The organism is Pseudemcibacter aquimaris (assembly GCF_028869115.1).
Taxonomy (GTDB): Bacteria; Pseudomonadota; Alphaproteobacteria; order Sphingomonadales; family Emcibacteraceae; genus Pseudemcibacter; species Pseudemcibacter aquimaris.
Window position 1 is genome coordinate 1,617,020 of sequence record NZ_CP079800.1, and the last position, 14,345, is coordinate 1,631,364.

Genomic DNA, 14,345 nt, shown 5'->3' on the forward strand with positions numbered 1-14,345 from the left:
AAATGTCAAAAGTAGGCGAATTAAATATTCACAACAATTTTGGTCAAGGCCATATCAAAACATTAAAAACTGACGTGAAGTTTGAACTTCATGAAAATCAAAACAAACAAAGCTCTGAAAGTCCAGATTATAATATTATTGGTGAGGGTGGTGTTGAGCTTGGTGGTGCATGGAAAAGAACCGCCCAAAACGGCCCTAATCGAGGCATGAGTTTTTTGTCTTTAACTCTGGATGATCCATCTTTCAATGCGGCAATTAATGTTTCTGCCTTTGTTCGTGAAGATGGGGAAAATTTCGACATCGTGTGGACACGTCCAAAAGCGAAGGCTGCATAATGTCTTTAGAAAAACAAATGGAAAAAAATCCTTTCATAAACATGACAAATGAGGCTCTAAGTCGATATTTAAGGAAGTTGAAAGAGGAAGCGATAAAAAGCGTTTCTGATGAAACTTTAATAGCATCTGACGGAACCTTTGAAAATTTGATTGATGCTGCTGCTTCAAGAATTGAGCTTTTTTCTGATGAGGAAACTCTTGACAAAATGGTGGCACAATCATGATTAAACATTTCGCCAGCCTTCCTTTATTTCGCATTATGGGTTTTTCCTTTACCCCTAAATTGGCCCTGTCATATTCATCTATTGATGGAATGATCATCTGCGAAGTGGAAGCTATTCCAAAAGGAAAGCTGGCGGGAACCAAATATAAATCCATGTACGGATTAAAGCAGGCAAAGGAACTGCGTACTGCGCTTGATAATGTAATCACTGAATGTGAGCAGGAGAAGCGCACAGCATGAACCACATTGAACGGTATCATAATTCACACAAAGGTTTCGGCAATAGACCACTTACCAGTGAACATGCAAGAATAGCAATCGGCGGCAAGGATTTACCTGCCGCCGTTGGCGCGATTAACGTATCGCGACTTTGGGATGATACAATTGGCGTTGAAATCGATCCGAAGGCATGGGGCAAATCAGAAGAGCAAAGCAACCATTTAAAAGCCCAGTCAGAGCAAATTGCGCGCCGCCTAGAGGGGCAAGGTGTGAATATGCATATTGAGGGCCAGACAAGTGTTATTGGCGTATGTACGGGCGTGATTGAAAAGACTATTCAATATCGTAACAGCAATATCATTCCGGTGATGCAATCTCGTAACGTACATGACATTTCAAAACATGTGCGTTTCTTCGCTGATATGACCAATAAGAAAACATTACGTATGTTGGTAATATCTGGCGGGTGGGTTGATCTTGAAAATTACCGTGAAGCACATAAAGCACATACGCGCCGTATATCTAAATTTGCGGCCCATGAGCGCGTGAAAGAGGCGGGGATAGAGTTTTGTTATTACAACGTGGAAAACACTATCAAGCGCGAAAATGGAGCCGCTAGATTAAACCTTCATAGCCATGTGCTGATTAAATCAACAAAAAGACTAGGTCCGAAAAAGTGGGGCGAATTTATGGCATGGGCCAGATCACAATTTCCAAAAGGATACATTCACGATAGTAAAATCAAGAACGTGCAAGAGGTCGTGAAGTATGTTTTTAAGCCTGCCGAGTTTGATCGATTAACTGACGAAGAACTGGCAGCACTATTCTACCAAACTCACAGATTAAAATTTTTCCATCCTCTTGGCGAAATCCGCGAATTTAGAAAACATCTAGAAGACAACAAGCACAAACTGGTTAAGGTGCCACCTGATAGCGATATAGAGGCCATAGAGCAGCTAGGAAACGACAAAGACGACTGGCAATGGTGTGTGATGCCAAAAGCGACACCAAAGCAGCGAGAGAAGCGCGAGGGGCCATCAGAGGACGTTGACAACGTGTTAATGGCGATCACAACTCCCAGCCCCAAATTCAGCAATCGTTTTGAACCGTGCTTAGTTGTTCATAACTTTGACGGCAATCTTGATGGTTTAATCGAACAGGAAGGCATTGGACCTTTGATTGAGAAGGCGCGAAGGCTCTGGCATGAGAGAGCCTCTATGAGGCACACAACTACGGCAACTGTCCGAGCAAATAAGAAAAAAATGTCTGCAAAGCGGCAATATCGAAAACCCGATAACTTGCCGCCATATGTACGGCCCGAATTTAACGAAAATCATTCATCAGCAACCATAAATTAGAAGGTTTAACCAAATGGCAAATCAAGACGTGATCGGCTCGACTAAATGCAATTGCTGCAATCAGCCTGTAGAAGTGAGACGGAACAAAGCGGGGAAGCTTTATTATTTTTGCGATGGGGCAATCAGTGAAGGCTCTTGCAATCATCACGAAAAATATAACGGGCCTGTTTCAAGGCGTGTTGTAGCACAAGCGGCAAAGTCAGGGCAGGACGTACCACACTTTGAAAATATATTCACTGGGGAAATTAAATCTATCAAATCAAACAAACCTAAAGAGGTAGTAAATGACAAAGAAGAAAACCCAGTCAAAGAAAGTCAACAAGACAGCAAACGACAACAAGAAGCCGGAAACACCGGAAGCGGAAAACCTGCCGGAAGAACTGAACCAAGAGCAGCAAACGACGATAGCGAGCGAGCCAGTGACGAACGCGCAGGAGTTGGCCTATTCTAATGATGGAATTGAAAGTGATGATTGGGACAGCTCAACGGATCACTTAAACGAACCCGAGCCGGAAATTGATCCAGATACAATTGATGATCAATCAGGACTACCGAAAAATGACATTCTTTCAAAGGAGGAGTTTTTCACTGATTTTTTCATTCAGAATTTGGAACTTGCCGAGGTCATGACGGGTATGACGGGGCTTTCTGTGGACATGTCAAATGGTAGTCCGGAAACCGGATCAAAAGAAACATCAGACTTGCTTTATGATACCTGTTCAAAATATCGCTTTTTACAATGGGCGATATTGCGCGACACAACATGGATTGCAAACATTGTCCCAGTAATGATATTCATGAAAACGAAAATGAATGTTGTTCAAATGCATATTGCAGCGCGTAAACAGGAGATGCAAGAGGCAGCCAATGACGATGAACTGCAAGAGGCTGTCTAATGGGGCAACCACATAGAACTGGAATATATGGCGCATCTGGATCGGGCAAGTCAACACTTGCCCGTTATCTTGCCAAGAGTGAAAAACGATTAATAATATTTGATCCTGCTTTGGATTGGTCAAAAGAGCTAGGCCAGAAAAGAGGGTGGACGGTTTGTCATACAATTGCGGAGACTAGGGCAACTCTAAAAAAGAAATGGTCAGGTAATTTCAAAATTATATTTGTGCCAAAAGCAGGCAACGAAATTGAAGAACTGGATCAATTATCATTGCTGATATTGCAGGCGCAGAAACCATATTTTGAAGGCAAGAAAATACCTCAAATTACATTTGCCGTTGATGAAATGAATACTTGCTTTCCGGTATCTGGCTTGAAGGCTCACTATAAACAGTTTGGAAATATTTGTTCCCGTGGTCGTCATTACGGCATTAATGTTTATGGCTTAACGCAACGGATTGCAGAAGTACATACGAAGTGGCGCGGCAATTGTTCCACTATGTATATACTGCGTCTTGCATCTGCGCGGGATCGTGACACCGTTTATGGTGAAATTGGGCGCGAGCATGCAAATGACGTTAAGGCACTGAAAAACTTTGAATATTTCAAGATAGAACAGGGTGAAGTTACCCGTGGCAAGGTGCCAAAGCCAAAATAATGAAAAACCATGAATTTTCTTATGTACGTTAACATACATACGTAGGAAATCAGCCGTTTGCCAACATTCAAAAATCATGATGGAATAATCCGTGAATTTAATTTTACGGATTATTTTTTTTATGAAAATCAATTTAGAGAACTTTATGACCTCGGTAGTGGCTGGCATCAGTGTGCTTGCTCTGTGGCATGGTTATAAGCAATGGAGAAATGCACAATGAACAAAGAAATTAAAGGCGTACTTCTAACGGCTGCGGCTGTACTGGTTGCAGGTCTTATCCTTAAATACGGTGAAGATTTACCACTGATCAAAGACGCAAAAGACGGCCTTGGCGGCTAATCGAACATTAATCATTAACTGAACTGGAAAGAATTAATATGCCACAAGTACATAGAATTGTAGAACCATGCATGCAATCTTTTAGCGGGGTTGTCTCTGGTGGGCGTGCCGTTCTTGATGTTGATGTTATTGGAACGTATCATGCAATCTTGCTTCATCATCAATTTGGTGCAAGTCCTGCGGATGCGACAAAAGCAAATTTCATCACGAACATTCAAGATATTTCAATTTATCTGAACGGAACCGTTCAGCAGGAATATACACCGACTGAATTAATCAACATTTGTGAAGAAAAGAATATCCCATGGAAAGATGGCATTCTGCCAATTTTCTTCTCTCAACCGGATAGCCTCACCCCGAAAGGCGAGGACATTACGAGCTGGGGCATGGCTGATATTCAAACATGTCAGATTGTTGTGAACTTCAATACGGTAACAAGTCCTCTATTGAGTGCTTCCCGTGTCTGGATGCCTGCCAATATTACAATGGGTGATATTATTACAACTGATCGCGTATCTGTAAATGCTGCGGGCCTTTCGTCCAAGGTTGTTGATCTTGAAATCGAACAAAATCGCGTTGTGAATGCAGTTTATTGTTTCACTGATCAAATCCTGACAGTGAAAGCAAAAGTCGGTCAGGAAGTGATTTTCGAAGCGTCAAAAGATACGCTTGATTTCCTTCGTGAAACTGCGGGCTATGCTCCACAATCTGATATCTTTGTATTGTCCGGTAAACAACTTACCGCACGTTATACGGATGTGATTAATGGCGTGAATGCTATTGATCCGAACAAACCTCACAAGCTGCGCCTTGAGTTTGGTTTTGATACAAGTGCTGTTGACTTTGATATCATTACTGAACAGGTTGGGCCAAGAAAGGCGTAATGACCATGCCACCTGAAACAAATACAAATCAAAGTTCATATGAAAGCACTAGCTTTTTCGGGAATATACTTGATCGCGTAACTGATCTGGGTGGCCAGTATTTGCAGTTTGACTGGATGAAATATCAATATGATACAGAGGCGGCCCTTGCGGGACAATACGCGCAAGCCACCTCTGATCAGAGATATGCTGAACGTCAGGACTTGGCTGCTACACGTTCCGATAACCTTATCAAATATGGCGTTCTTGCCGTGGTTGCTGTGGTTGCGGGTGTGGCTCTAATGAAAGCTGTTAAATAATGGCGGGATTGCCACCTAATCCATTCAACATTACAGGCGGCCCTGCGGGGCCGTCTTGGGTTGATAGTCAGACGGGCTTTAATTTTTCAACGGGCGCGTTTGGCTCTGAACCAGCAAGAAATCAATTGATAAAACAGATTGTGCCAGTGGGTGCAATGATCATTGTAGGTTTACTTTTATGGCGAAAATTGAGCTAAGAAATCTTGGCAAATTAGACAAACGATCAAGAGACGATTTCAAGGATTTTTCACACGATGGAACCAATGGTTTTTATCGTGATGAAATCCGCGCAGGTCGTCTTTCAATCTATGCTGTAATTATTGACAGCCTGCGCGTTGGCTCTGTGGCTTTACGCCATGAAGAACAACCTCACGGCGGGGAAATGGTCATTGTTGCGGGTGGTGGTGTGCGCCGGAACGGCATGCGCCTAGTTCCTACCATTTTGGGCTTTCTGGAACAACAAGCAGTGCGCCTTGGGGAAAAATCAATTAGATTTCATACTGTACGTATGCCACTCGTACAAGTTGCGATTTCCCGTGGTTATTTTGAAATTGATGACGGCGATCCTGACGAAGTAACAATGCGAAAGGTACTTGCATAATGGGCGGATCATCAAAGAGCAGTAACAGCACGTCAAATAAAGCGTATGACAATCGCGTATTGCATAATGACCAGAATGATAATTCGGTCTCAAATGAATATGATTACGAGGATAACAGCGATCATTCAGTCACAAATGAATATGATTTTGAAGACAGAAGCGATCATTCATATGAAGATAATAGCGATCATTCTTATGAAGATAGAAGTGATCATTCCATATCATACGATCTGGGCAATGGCGCAATAAGCACAACGGGCGATGTTTCAATAACGTCAATGGATGCTGAAATTGCAGAGGATGCTTTTAATTTTGCTGAAAATATTGCGAATGAAAGTCTTACAACATCAAGTCAGGCATTATCACAGGCGTTCAGTTCAACGGCGGGCGGTGTAATTGAGGCAGGCAGAGATTTTGTTAAATCTGGCGCAGTCGTACTGGCGGCAATAGCATTATTAATGTTTTTAAATAAGGACAAATAACATGCCGAAAAATTTTGTAGAAGGCACACTTTCACCAGGGGAAACATTGCGTGTTGGTTCCGGCGATCATACGCAATTTTTTATTCTTGAATGCGATGCATTTTATCTTGATGTAACTTTTGTTGACTTCAATGGGGTTGCAAATCAGAAGTATGAAGAACGTATCTATAAAGGTGCGCCGCTTGACATTAAATATGGCAATGCGATTATTAAAAACCCACATGCAAGCAGTGTGACATATGCCGTATATACGGCCCCTAAAGGCGTACGCTTTCAGGAAGGGCGCAATGTACTAGCAGATGATCAGCCAGTAACGGGCAAAGCATTAAGTGACTATGGCGGCAATATCATTATGAAGGGTGCCTGTGAGTTTAAAGCTACTGTCACAACAACGGCAGATATTGTTGCGGCTGTTGATAATGTTTATGGCGTTATTGTGCGTCATATGTATATGCATATTACCTCTGGCTCGTCTACATCAGTGAACCATTTTGTTCTTGGTACATATAAAACTTGTATTATTAAAACAGGATTGCGCGAAGTTTCAGAAAATTATGAAGAAATCTTTGTACCTGCGGGTGAGGCAATAAAACATCAAGTTGCCTCTGGAATAACAGCATACGCGACAATTATGTATGACATTCTAACGGAGCCACTATAATGAATGAAAATCTACTTGAACATAAAACTTGTTATCCTGCGGGCCATCCTACTTATCCAGAAGGGCGCATTATTGAGCACATAATTGATGCGGAAGAAGTGGAAACAATCACACATTATGATTTAGACGGAAACGTCATTGATGAACAAGAACAATCTTAAATGGCTGTTCATTGCCCTTGGCGGTGTATTTTTAGGAAGGTATTTTTATATGAAAAATGCAATTGATCTTATGGCCCGTACCATGTGGGGTGAGGCACGATCTGAGGGTAATATCGGAATGCAAGCGGTTGGAAATGTGATCATGAACCGAGCCAATAACGGCAAAGTTTGGGACGGAGTTTCAATCGTTGGCGTGATTACCAAAGATAATCAATTCAGCGCATGGAACATTGGCGATCCGAACCGTGAAAAAATGCTTACAGTTAATGATAACGATCCTGTTTTCAGAAACGCTTTACGGATTGCAGAGCAGCTAGTTAATGGTGAACTTGGCGACATTACGGATGGCGCGGATCATTATCATACTATTTTCATTAGTCCGTATTGGGCCGATGAAATGGAATTTATCAAAGATATTAATAATCATAGATTTTATAGGAGCGCGTAAGATGCCTGTATTTGTTGTTCCGCTGATAGCGGGTGTTTTTGGTTTTGGGGCAGGGTGGTTCACTTCTGACGGTACGAGCAAGCTTGTAAAGTATGCTGTGATTGGTGGAATTGCCTATTTCCTTATTGCAACGCCTAACGGTCAAAAACTGGTTTCAAAGGTGCTTTAATATGGCTGATATACTTGCGATCATATCGGGGGGTGCTGACGTTGTTATAATCGGCTTTGCGTATTTTTTATTTAAAATTGAGCGCAGATTGTTGCGCCTTGAAATCAATAGCGGCATCCTGAAGGATGATAGATCAGAATGTCGATCTTAAGTAAAATATTCGGGCAAGGGGTAGCGGAACCAATAACCGCCGTTGGTAATGTTGTTGATAGTTTATTCACAAGTGACGATGAACGATTATCGCATGAAGAAGTAAAAATGCGACTTGCTCAACGTCCTGACCTAGCACAAGCAGAAATTAATAAAGTTGCTGCGGGTCACAGGTCAGTATTTGTTGCGGGGGCGCGTCCTTTCTTGCTTTGGGTGGCTGGTGCCGGATTGGCGTTCTTTTATATACCACAATACACGATGGCAGCATATGTATGGTCAAAGACTGTTTTGGCTAATGGTGAGATAGTAGCGTATCCAGTAAGCGCAGACGGATTAACGGAGTTGGTTATGGCTATTCTTGGCCTTGGCACATTACGAACAATTGAAAAACTGAATGGAAGGGCTAAATAATGGCACGATTAAGACGGCACAAAGCAAAATCAAACGGTAAGGCATATTCAGGCAAGGGCGGCATTGCTGAATATAACGAAATGTTAAAAGATCCGCGCGTAAAGGATCTGATTGCAGCCGGTTCATTGAATGACCGTCCTAAAAAAGCGGATATTATTGAGGCTCTTAATGGCCTATAAACCAAAATCATGGCCTCACGGATTAATCAGCATTGTTGTAATGGCATTATTCTATTTTGTCATTCCAGAGTTGCCGAAAATCGTTTATGCAGCTTTATTGCCGATAATGTATTATTACGGGCGTGAAGTACTGGGTGCAGAACCACAAGTCGGATGGATTACCGGAATTAAAAAACTTGATGCACTTTGGCCCCCAAACTGGCCGGATCGTGATAATAGAATGGATTTTTACCAGCCAATTATCTGGTGTTTTATATTCGGAATATTGATCAAATTTATTGAATTGAGCATATAGAGAAGGGGCCATATGGCCCCTTTTTTAATGTCCGTTTTGACCGGATTTTGTGTGAATTATACTTTCAATACAGTGTGCAGAAATATGTAATTTATTGACAATTTGATCCTTCTGAAATCCATGATCAACCATTTTTTCGGCTTCATTATATTTGTATTTTAATAGGTCATTATCCATCTGTTTAAGCATGGATATATCAGTTTCATATTGTTTGATTTTCTTATAAATTGTCTTTGGATGGTACCCAGTAGCGGCACCGATTTGCTCAAAAGATTGTCCTTTTTGATACCGGATCATAATATTTCTTTGTAATTTTAATTGCTCAAGTCTATTTTTTTCGCGCTCTGATAACTTGATTATTTCCTGTTCTTTTTGGACAAACTCGCGCCGCCGTGCATCATCTGCAAGGCGACTAATTGAGTTTGAAAAATCGGAAATTATTTTTGAAATATTATCTAATTGTGTTGAATTTAAATTGTTCAATTCTTGTAAAATTTTTAACATGTTTTCCTCAATTACTTTACTTAACGAACGGGAACCATATTGTTATTTCCTAAATTAAGTATTAATGCTTTCCATGCTCGTTTAATGGTGCGCCATACCCTATAAAAAGTTTCCATAATATATATTATGCGAATTATATATATTTAAGAGATTGACTATAAGGAAGAAATTAATCTGGTCCCTATTTACTTCACAGCCCTAACTGCATTGGCATTTGCTATTTTGCGGCGTTCTACGAATTGTGGTTGTTCTTCAGGCAATTTGTTTAATCGTTCGTATATATCAATGGCTTTTTCTGTTGAGTAATGTTTGAAGACTTGATTGCCAGGATGGCGAACTGTTATGGCGCTGGTGCGTTCATCGATGTCTTCGATGCTGACGACGTCCCCTTTTGCAACCATGGCAAAACCATGTTTGGTTTCGAATTGTAAGTTTAAATGTGACATGTGTTTAAATCCTGAAATATGTTGTTTAAGTACAGGATACTAGGTGAAACAACTTTTAATGATGTAATTAGTATATCAGAAAATACATGGGTTTTGAATGTTATTTAAATAATTTATACCCCACACCATGAATAGTGACAAAAATACCAGGACAGCCGAAACAGGCGAATTTCTTGCGGATATGGCGTATGTGGCTGTCGATTGTGCGGCTGCTGACGTATATATGGCCGTTATAGGCCATGGAAATGATCTGACTACGGGTATAAACCATTTCTGGATGTCTGATCATACCCTTAATAATAGAAAATTCAGTTGCAGTAAGTGATATTTCATTCTTTTGCCAAAATACCTGATGTGTGGCGATGTTTACCGATAATTCTTTTGCGTTTAACAGTATTGGTCTTTGTTCTTTTTGCCGTTCATTTTTCTGCCAATGAAGCCTTTTTAGAATCGCCTTAATTCGGGCAATTAATTCACGTGGGTTAAATGGTTTTTTTATATAATCATCTGCGCCTAATTCATAACCGATAATGCGGTCAATGTCATCGGCGTGATCAGATATAAAAACGATCGGAACATCAGATATTTTGCGTACTTCCCGGCATACATCAAGGCCGTCATAATCGGGAATATGGGTTTCAAGCAGGATCAAATCGATAGACCGTTCACCGAATATTTTTAACGCATCACGGCCTGTTCTTGCCTCTAACGATTTAAGGCCGATACGACTTATTTGTTTTGAAATAATACCGCGAATATGACTGTCATGATCCGCGATTAATATTTGCTTTGACATTAATAACTTCCCCGCTCAAATATCAAGAACTTAATCACCACTTTTACGCGATGATTAAGTTCAAATTTTGGCATTTATGTATTATTTCTCCTTTCTTTTTCGTCTGATCATATAAATACCGACCATGCCAAGGATGGCCATGCCACCCATAATGCCGGGTTCAGGTGCGGATGAACCGGAAAAGCGCTGTGCAACGGGCGCTGCGGCGGCCATTTCAAGTAACTCTGCGGGTGATTGTTTCTTTACATCGCCGTAGGCCTTATCACTTATGCCCTTAACCATCGGAAGCGGTACATCGCCATCAATATTGGCATTTGGGTTTGGATTTCTTATTTTTTCCGATACCGCGACGAATGATGTCCATTTGGTCACCAGTGAATGTGTTAGGCCTAAATCAACCACTTCTTTCTTTAATTGTTGCACGGATTTGTGTGTGTTTCTTAAACGTGCCGGAACATTTATATGGCGCATTCTATCGGCGACTTGTGATCTGGCCCAAATGATGGGGATGCTTTCCCTGCCCTCAACGGCATCAGATGCGAGGTTAACGTTTAAGGGTAATGATGCTTTATTACCACGTGATTTACCGTTGATGCGGATTGTTTTATTGCCTGTTCCTTTATATTTTCCTTGGATACGGATGCTGTCACCGGCGAACAAATCCGGGATAACGTCCGGTGTAATGTCGCTTACTTCCATATTCCCGAAATCAAGGGATATATCGGTAAGTACCGGTGCATTTAAGCGCTTGGAAAGGGCGATCGCGGCGTCCTCAACATCCTCGGTTGGGTCGATAAAGCGGGCAAAACCCCTTCCCTTACGCCCCATTTCGGATAGTAAATACCTATTTACGCCGGTACCAACGCCCATGGCGAAAATGCGGGCCTCACCAATATTGGCGGCGATCATGTTTAATATTTGTGCCTCGTTCCCGATATAACCATCGGTTAACATGGTCACGAGCCGGATTGCACCATCTTTCGGTGGTACGCCAAAGGCTTGTGTGATGGATGATGCGATTTCTGTGCCACCAGAACCGTATAAATGGTCAACGAAATATAGGCCTTTTTCGATGTTTTCCTTTGTGGCGAGCAGCGGCGTGCTTGAAAATTCAGTGGCACTAGAATTGAAAATGATGATGCGGAAATAATCCCCCTGTCGCAGGTTTCTTAAGGCATGACGCATGAATGTCTTGCTGGCTTCTATGGGTGCACCACCCATTGAACCTGATGTATCAATAACAAACACCATTTCACGATTTGATATCTGATCGGCGGTTGGTGTTTTTGGTGGTTCAATCAATAAACTAAAATACCCGTCACCCGTTTCATTCATGGTTGATAGAAAACCAGCATCGGTTAATGCGCCAGCCAATTGATATTTAAGGACAAAATCACTGTTATCGATAATGCGGTCTTTGCGTAATTTCACGTTTCTGTTCTTAGTTGTTCCTGAAATTTCAATGTCATGGGTGTCACTTGAAATGTTTTGAATATTAAGGTCGGCCGCCAGATTGACCTTAATCGATACGCGTTCCTGATCAATTTCATTTGGTAATGTTAAACCTGTCACGCCCGGATATTTCGGAAGTTCTTCAAGTTCCCATCTGCCGAATGGCGATCTGCTTGTGCTTTTTTGCCGTATGTTTACGCCGTCATCGAGGCTGATTGGTGCCTCACCTGCATTGGCGGGTTGATACCTTGGCCCAACGACAAGTGGTAAAACGAGCTCATAACTGCCGTCAATTTCTGGCACCACTTGTGTGTATTTGATTTTTATGTGGACGGTTTTACCGGGCATAAGGTTGGCAATTTTCTGCGTAAACATGTTTGGGCGATGCTGGCTTAACAGTGATGCTGTCTTACCTTCGCTTTTTGCACGCTCGAATGTTCTTATTGCCTCTTCTTTTCTTTTGATGATGGCGCGGGTGATTTCATCGCCGATTAACATAGTCATTTGGTACACGGCCGCGTCCTTATTCATGGGAAATAGATATCTTGCATTCATGGGAACGGAATGCGGGTTGGCGAAGCTTTGGGTGATTTCAACGCTCGCCAGGTCACCACTGATATCTGTGACGATATCGGTTTTAAGTTGCGGCAGATAAGTAAGTTTGCCGTTCATTTCGGCTTCGATTGTGCCGCCCATTTTGATGTCCGCGGCATGTGATGATGATAAAGTTATGTTTATGAAACAAAAGGTTATCACCAAATATAATATTCTATTCATTCGGTGCTCCATTTAATTGTGCAATGTTTATGTGCTTTTTGGAAAGTTCAAGTGCCGCGATCAGGGATTGATCAAAGGCATCATTATCAAATGATGGCGTAGTCCAATGTGAAATGCGCTGTATGGCCGTCCAGTCTTCTTCTGGATCTTGTAACCATCTGAACACCGCTTCTGACACATTGGTTGTCATGTGATTGTGTTTGGATGAAATAAAGGTAACGGCAACACGGTATTCTATTCCGTTTTTATCCGTTGCTTTATAAATTGCCGTTGGAATGGATGAATACTCAATACCACGATACTCAACATCCATCCCAAGGCCACGCAGGCAGTCATCAGGCGCATGTAAATGTCTGAGTGGTGCCGACGTTTTCACGATCATCAATGTCTGATCACCGTAAATTGCTTTTCTGGCGCTGCCGCCAAATTGTGTGAAATATGCTTTTTCTTTATCTAATAACGGGATGTGGGTCGCAAATTCGTCCCCGATAACACTGGGTAATTCAAGCGGTATATCCCGCCTGCCCACGTCTGGTGCATTTTTGGGGATTAATATGATGGCTATAGCGATTACGGCGAAAAGGCCCGCGAAATATGGTGTTTTTGGCTGTTTTTTACCGTTATCGATCCACCACGCGTCTTGTATTAGCTTTTTTGGTAACTGTTTCTGTGGCTTTTTGCCTGATAAAGCCCGCCTCGCCCATAATGCAATCGGTAACACCCCCAGGAAGAGCAAAAGGAGCCCGATCACATCATGGGTCGGCTGGGACATGACATCAATACCGAAGATAAGATGCGGAAACCCGATAAAGATGGCAAGCACAGAAATTCGGATTAAGTTAACGATGTAAGCGCTTAATATTGTTATAAAAAAACCTTTTAAGGCTTGCTTAAAGTTTGGTTTAATGATTGCTGAAAGTAACGTATAAAAGAAAAAGAGAAGCAATGCCGCCCTCGCCCCGGAACAAGGCAAATCAATCAATACATCCTTGTTATTGATTAAAATACGCAATCCTTCGCAGGTAACATTTTCAATTGTGCCCTGTAAAATCGTGCAGGCACCATCGGCAGACAGATTTTGAAGTCCATATCCAAGAACACGTTGAATAACCCGTTCCAGCGGGAATGAGAATGCAAAGGCCATCGACAGCCAAAATGGTGATAATGATCGTACACGTCTGTCAATTTTAAGAATTTTACCAATGGCATAGACATCAATCACGAGCGTGAGTGCCCCAATCATATTCACCGCCAGCAATTGCCCGATTAATCTGGTAACCGCAGAGCCAAGCAACAGAATATAGGGGATGTTATTTGTCTGGTTTTCAGTGTTTTTAACGGGTGACGTAACCGACCATAAGAATAATGCGGCCGTCACAAGGAATATGATAAGTCCCGAACTGGCATATGACGGATCAAACCAGCTTGTCCCAAGCCAAATGACTGGCTCATACGCGAGTAAGGCCGCAGCAAAGACCAGAATTAATTTTGAATGATGTGTATATAAATATCGCATACCCCCTTGATAATCATGGGATATGGCGGATGAATGGATAAACTGTTACCATTCAAAGGTCATTTTGTGCAGATTTTGTGCACGAGGC

Annotated in this window: 25 protein-coding genes; 20 read left to right on the top strand and 5 right to left on the bottom strand. The window is 41.9% G+C overall.

Annotated features, from left to right (window positions below):
• The first annotated feature begins 2 nt into the window (after nucleotides 1-2).
• From KW060_RS07785 to KW060_RS07880, 20 genes are all read left to right on the top strand, one after another.
• Nucleotides 3-335 carry a DUF736 domain-containing protein gene (locus tag KW060_RS07785; protein ID WP_249034248.1) on the top strand — a complete coding sequence of 111 codons (333 nt, stop codon included), beginning with the start codon at nucleotides 3-5 and terminating at the stop codon, nucleotides 333-335.
• Nucleotides 335-559: a hypothetical protein gene (locus tag KW060_RS07790; protein WP_249034249.1), complete on the top strand. Its 225-nt coding sequence runs from the start codon at nucleotides 335-337 to the stop codon at nucleotides 557-559. Before KW060_RS07785 ends, KW060_RS07790 begins: the two co-directional genes overlap by 1 nt.
• Nucleotides 556-798 (top strand): hypothetical protein, encoded by a 243-nt coding sequence (locus KW060_RS07795; RefSeq protein ID WP_249034250.1) that lies wholly within the window; start codon nucleotides 556-558, stop codon nucleotides 796-798. Before KW060_RS07790 ends, KW060_RS07795 begins: the two co-directional genes overlap by 4 nt.
• On the top strand, nucleotides 795-2,135 hold the full coding sequence (locus tag KW060_RS07800; RefSeq protein WP_249034251.1) for a hypothetical protein: 1,341 nt from the start codon (nucleotides 795-797) through the stop codon (nucleotides 2,133-2,135). Before KW060_RS07795 ends, KW060_RS07800 begins: the two co-directional genes overlap by 4 nt.
• A gap of 284 nt (nucleotides 2,136-2,419) precedes the next feature.
• The gene (locus KW060_RS07805) at nucleotides 2,420-3,031 is read left to right on the top strand and encodes a hypothetical protein (RefSeq protein ID WP_249034252.1); all 612 of its coding nucleotides are present in this window, start codon (nucleotides 2,420-2,422) and stop codon (nucleotides 3,029-3,031) included.
• Nucleotides 3,031-3,687, top strand: coding sequence for an ATP-binding protein (locus KW060_RS07810; RefSeq protein WP_249034253.1), 657 nt, complete (start codon nucleotides 3,031-3,033; stop codon nucleotides 3,685-3,687). Before KW060_RS07805 ends, KW060_RS07810 begins: the two co-directional genes overlap by 1 nt.
• Nucleotides 3,688-3,903: 216 nt before the next feature.
• Nucleotides 3,904-4,026, top strand: coding sequence for a hypothetical protein (locus tag KW060_RS07815; RefSeq protein WP_274757337.1), 123 nt, complete (start codon nucleotides 3,904-3,906; stop codon nucleotides 4,024-4,026).
• Between the two features lie 71 nt (nucleotides 4,027-4,097).
• The gene (locus tag KW060_RS07820) at nucleotides 4,098-4,910 is read left to right on the top strand and encodes a major capsid protein P2 (protein WP_249034254.1); all 813 of its coding nucleotides are present in this window, start codon (nucleotides 4,098-4,100) and stop codon (nucleotides 4,908-4,910) included.
• On the top strand, nucleotides 4,910-5,209 hold the full coding sequence (locus KW060_RS07825; protein WP_249034255.1) for a hypothetical protein: 300 nt from the start codon (nucleotides 4,910-4,912) through the stop codon (nucleotides 5,207-5,209). The genes KW060_RS07820 and KW060_RS07825 overlap by 1 nt, the downstream gene beginning before the upstream one ends.
• A complete protein-coding gene (locus tag KW060_RS07830; protein WP_249034256.1) occupies nucleotides 5,209-5,406 on the top strand; it encodes a hypothetical protein in 198 nt (65 codons plus the stop codon). The genes KW060_RS07825 and KW060_RS07830 overlap by 1 nt, the downstream gene beginning before the upstream one ends.
• Nucleotides 5,388-5,810 carry a hypothetical protein gene (locus tag KW060_RS07835; RefSeq protein WP_249034257.1) on the top strand — a complete coding sequence of 141 codons (423 nt, stop codon included), beginning with the start codon at nucleotides 5,388-5,390 and terminating at the stop codon, nucleotides 5,808-5,810. The genes KW060_RS07830 and KW060_RS07835 overlap by 19 nt, the downstream gene beginning before the upstream one ends.
• The gene (locus KW060_RS07840; protein WP_249034258.1) at nucleotides 5,810-6,292 is read left to right on the top strand and encodes a hypothetical protein; all 483 of its coding nucleotides are present in this window, start codon (nucleotides 5,810-5,812) and stop codon (nucleotides 6,290-6,292) included. Before KW060_RS07835 ends, KW060_RS07840 begins: the two co-directional genes overlap by 1 nt.
• A 1-nt stretch (nucleotide 6,293) precedes the next feature.
• Complete coding sequence (locus tag KW060_RS07845) at nucleotides 6,294-6,953, top strand: hypothetical protein (RefSeq protein WP_249034259.1); 660 nt, start codon at nucleotides 6,294-6,296, stop codon at nucleotides 6,951-6,953.
• Nucleotides 6,953-7,114, top strand: coding sequence for a hypothetical protein (locus KW060_RS07850; RefSeq protein WP_249034260.1), 162 nt, complete (start codon nucleotides 6,953-6,955; stop codon nucleotides 7,112-7,114). Before KW060_RS07845 ends, KW060_RS07850 begins: the two co-directional genes overlap by 1 nt.
• Entirely contained in the window at nucleotides 7,095-7,562 is a 468-nt protein-coding gene (locus tag KW060_RS07855; RefSeq protein ID WP_249034261.1) for a cell wall hydrolase, read from the top strand. Before KW060_RS07850 ends, KW060_RS07855 begins: the two co-directional genes overlap by 20 nt.
• 1 nt (nucleotide 7,563) lies before the next feature.
• Nucleotides 7,564-7,731: a hypothetical protein gene (locus KW060_RS07860; protein ID WP_249034262.1), complete on the top strand. Its 168-nt coding sequence runs from the start codon at nucleotides 7,564-7,566 to the stop codon at nucleotides 7,729-7,731.
• A gap of 1 nt (nucleotide 7,732) precedes the next feature.
• Complete coding sequence (locus KW060_RS07865) at nucleotides 7,733-7,882, top strand: hypothetical protein (protein ID WP_249034263.1); 150 nt, start codon at nucleotides 7,733-7,735, stop codon at nucleotides 7,880-7,882.
• Complete coding sequence (locus KW060_RS07870) at nucleotides 7,870-8,292, top strand: 3TM-type holin (protein ID WP_249034264.1); 423 nt, start codon at nucleotides 7,870-7,872, stop codon at nucleotides 8,290-8,292. Before KW060_RS07865 ends, KW060_RS07870 begins: the two co-directional genes overlap by 13 nt.
• Nucleotides 8,292-8,471, top strand: coding sequence for a hypothetical protein (locus KW060_RS07875; protein WP_249034265.1), 180 nt, complete (start codon nucleotides 8,292-8,294; stop codon nucleotides 8,469-8,471). The genes KW060_RS07870 and KW060_RS07875 overlap by 1 nt, the downstream gene beginning before the upstream one ends.
• Entirely contained in the window at nucleotides 8,461-8,766 is a 306-nt protein-coding gene (locus tag KW060_RS07880) for a hypothetical protein (protein ID WP_249034266.1), read from the top strand. The genes KW060_RS07875 and KW060_RS07880 overlap by 11 nt, the downstream gene beginning before the upstream one ends.
• A 24-nt stretch (nucleotides 8,767-8,790) precedes the next feature.
• On the opposite strand, the gene KW060_RS07885 is transcribed toward KW060_RS07880, so the two are convergent.
• From KW060_RS07885 to xrtT, 5 genes are all read right to left on the bottom strand, one after another.
• Nucleotides 8,791-9,270: a hypothetical protein gene (locus tag KW060_RS07885; protein WP_249034267.1), complete on the bottom strand. Its 480-nt coding sequence runs from the start codon at nucleotides 9,268-9,270 to the stop codon at nucleotides 8,791-8,793.
• 185 nt (nucleotides 9,271-9,455) lie between these two features.
• Nucleotides 9,456-9,716, bottom strand: coding sequence for a DUF4265 domain-containing protein (locus KW060_RS07890; protein WP_249034268.1), 261 nt, complete (start codon nucleotides 9,714-9,716; stop codon nucleotides 9,456-9,458).
• A gap of 100 nt (nucleotides 9,717-9,816) precedes the next feature.
• Nucleotides 9,817-10,512: a response regulator gene (locus KW060_RS07895; protein WP_249034269.1), complete on the bottom strand. Its 696-nt coding sequence runs from the start codon at nucleotides 10,510-10,512 to the stop codon at nucleotides 9,817-9,819.
• 81 nt (nucleotides 10,513-10,593) lie between these two features.
• Entirely contained in the window at nucleotides 10,594-12,741 is a 2,148-nt protein-coding gene (locus KW060_RS07900; RefSeq protein ID WP_249034270.1) for a VIT and vWA domain-containing protein, read from the bottom strand.
• Nucleotides 12,734-14,257 (bottom strand): exosortase T, encoded by a 1,524-nt coding sequence (gene xrtT, locus KW060_RS07905; protein WP_249034271.1) that lies wholly within the window; start codon nucleotides 14,255-14,257, stop codon nucleotides 12,734-12,736. The genes KW060_RS07900 and xrtT overlap by 8 nt, the downstream gene beginning before the upstream one ends.
• Nucleotides 14,258-14,345 lie beyond the last annotated feature (88 nt).

Excerpts from the sequence above, each read along its gene's own strand:
- KW060_RS07795 (WP_249034250.1), top strand. The coding sequence starts at position 556 with ATGATTAAACATTTCGCCAGCCTTCCTTTATTTCGCATTATGGGTTTT.
- KW060_RS07875 (WP_249034265.1), top strand. The coding sequence starts at position 8,292 with ATGGCACGATTAAGACGGCACAAAGCAAAATCAAACGGTAAGGCATAT.
- KW060_RS07840 (WP_249034258.1), top strand. The coding sequence starts at position 5,810 with ATGGGCGGATCATCAAAGAGCAGTAACAGCACGTCAAATAAAGCGTAT.
- KW060_RS07800 (WP_249034251.1), top strand. The coding sequence starts at position 795 with ATGAACCACATTGAACGGTATCATAATTCACACAAAGGTTTCGGCAAT.
- KW060_RS07855 (WP_249034261.1), top strand. The coding sequence starts at position 7,095 with ATGAACAAGAACAATCTTAAATGGCTGTTCATTGCCCTTGGCGGTGTA.
- KW060_RS07805 (WP_249034252.1), top strand. The coding sequence starts at position 2,420 with ATGACAAAGAAGAAAACCCAGTCAAAGAAAGTCAACAAGACAGCAAAC.
- KW060_RS07880 (WP_249034266.1), top strand. The coding sequence starts at position 8,461 with ATGGCCTATAAACCAAAATCATGGCCTCACGGATTAATCAGCATTGTT.
- KW060_RS07845 (WP_249034259.1), top strand. The coding sequence starts at position 6,294 with ATGCCGAAAAATTTTGTAGAAGGCACACTTTCACCAGGGGAAACATTG.
- KW060_RS07865 (WP_249034263.1), top strand. The coding sequence starts at position 7,733 with ATGGCTGATATACTTGCGATCATATCGGGGGGTGCTGACGTTGTTATA.
- KW060_RS07825 (WP_249034255.1), top strand. The coding sequence starts at position 4,910 with ATGACCATGCCACCTGAAACAAATACAAATCAAAGTTCATATGAAAGC.
- KW060_RS07900 (WP_249034270.1), bottom strand. The coding sequence starts at position 12,741 with ATGAATAGAATATTATATTTGGTGATAACCTTTTGTTTCATAAACATA.
- KW060_RS07785 (WP_249034248.1), top strand. The coding sequence starts at position 3 with ATGTCAAAAGTAGGCGAATTAAATATTCACAACAATTTTGGTCAAGGC.
- KW060_RS07860 (WP_249034262.1), top strand. The coding sequence starts at position 7,564 with ATGCCTGTATTTGTTGTTCCGCTGATAGCGGGTGTTTTTGGTTTTGGG.
- KW060_RS07830 (WP_249034256.1), top strand. The coding sequence starts at position 5,209 with ATGGCGGGATTGCCACCTAATCCATTCAACATTACAGGCGGCCCTGCG.
- xrtT (WP_249034271.1), bottom strand. The coding sequence starts at position 14,257 with ATGCGATATTTATATACACATCATTCAAAATTAATTCTGGTCTTTGCT.
- KW060_RS07810 (WP_249034253.1), top strand. The coding sequence starts at position 3,031 with ATGGGGCAACCACATAGAACTGGAATATATGGCGCATCTGGATCGGGC.
- KW060_RS07895 (WP_249034269.1), bottom strand. The coding sequence starts at position 10,512 with ATGTCAAAGCAAATATTAATCGCGGATCATGACAGTCATATTCGCGGT.
- KW060_RS07820 (WP_249034254.1), top strand. The coding sequence starts at position 4,098 with ATGCAATCTTTTAGCGGGGTTGTCTCTGGTGGGCGTGCCGTTCTTGAT.
- KW060_RS07835 (WP_249034257.1), top strand. The coding sequence starts at position 5,388 with ATGGCGAAAATTGAGCTAAGAAATCTTGGCAAATTAGACAAACGATCA.
- KW060_RS07790 (WP_249034249.1), top strand. The coding sequence starts at position 335 with ATGTCTTTAGAAAAACAAATGGAAAAAAATCCTTTCATAAACATGACA.
- KW060_RS07870 (WP_249034264.1), top strand. The coding sequence starts at position 7,870 with ATGTCGATCTTAAGTAAAATATTCGGGCAAGGGGTAGCGGAACCAATA.
- KW060_RS07815 (WP_274757337.1), top strand. The coding sequence starts at position 3,904 with ATGAACAAAGAAATTAAAGGCGTACTTCTAACGGCTGCGGCTGTACTG.
- KW060_RS07850 (WP_249034260.1), top strand. The coding sequence starts at position 6,953 with ATGAATGAAAATCTACTTGAACATAAAACTTGTTATCCTGCGGGCCAT.
- KW060_RS07885 (WP_249034267.1), bottom strand. The coding sequence starts at position 9,270 with ATGTTAAAAATTTTACAAGAATTGAACAATTTAAATTCAACACAATTA.
- KW060_RS07890 (WP_249034268.1), bottom strand. The coding sequence starts at position 9,716 with ATGTCACATTTAAACTTACAATTCGAAACCAAACATGGTTTTGCCATG.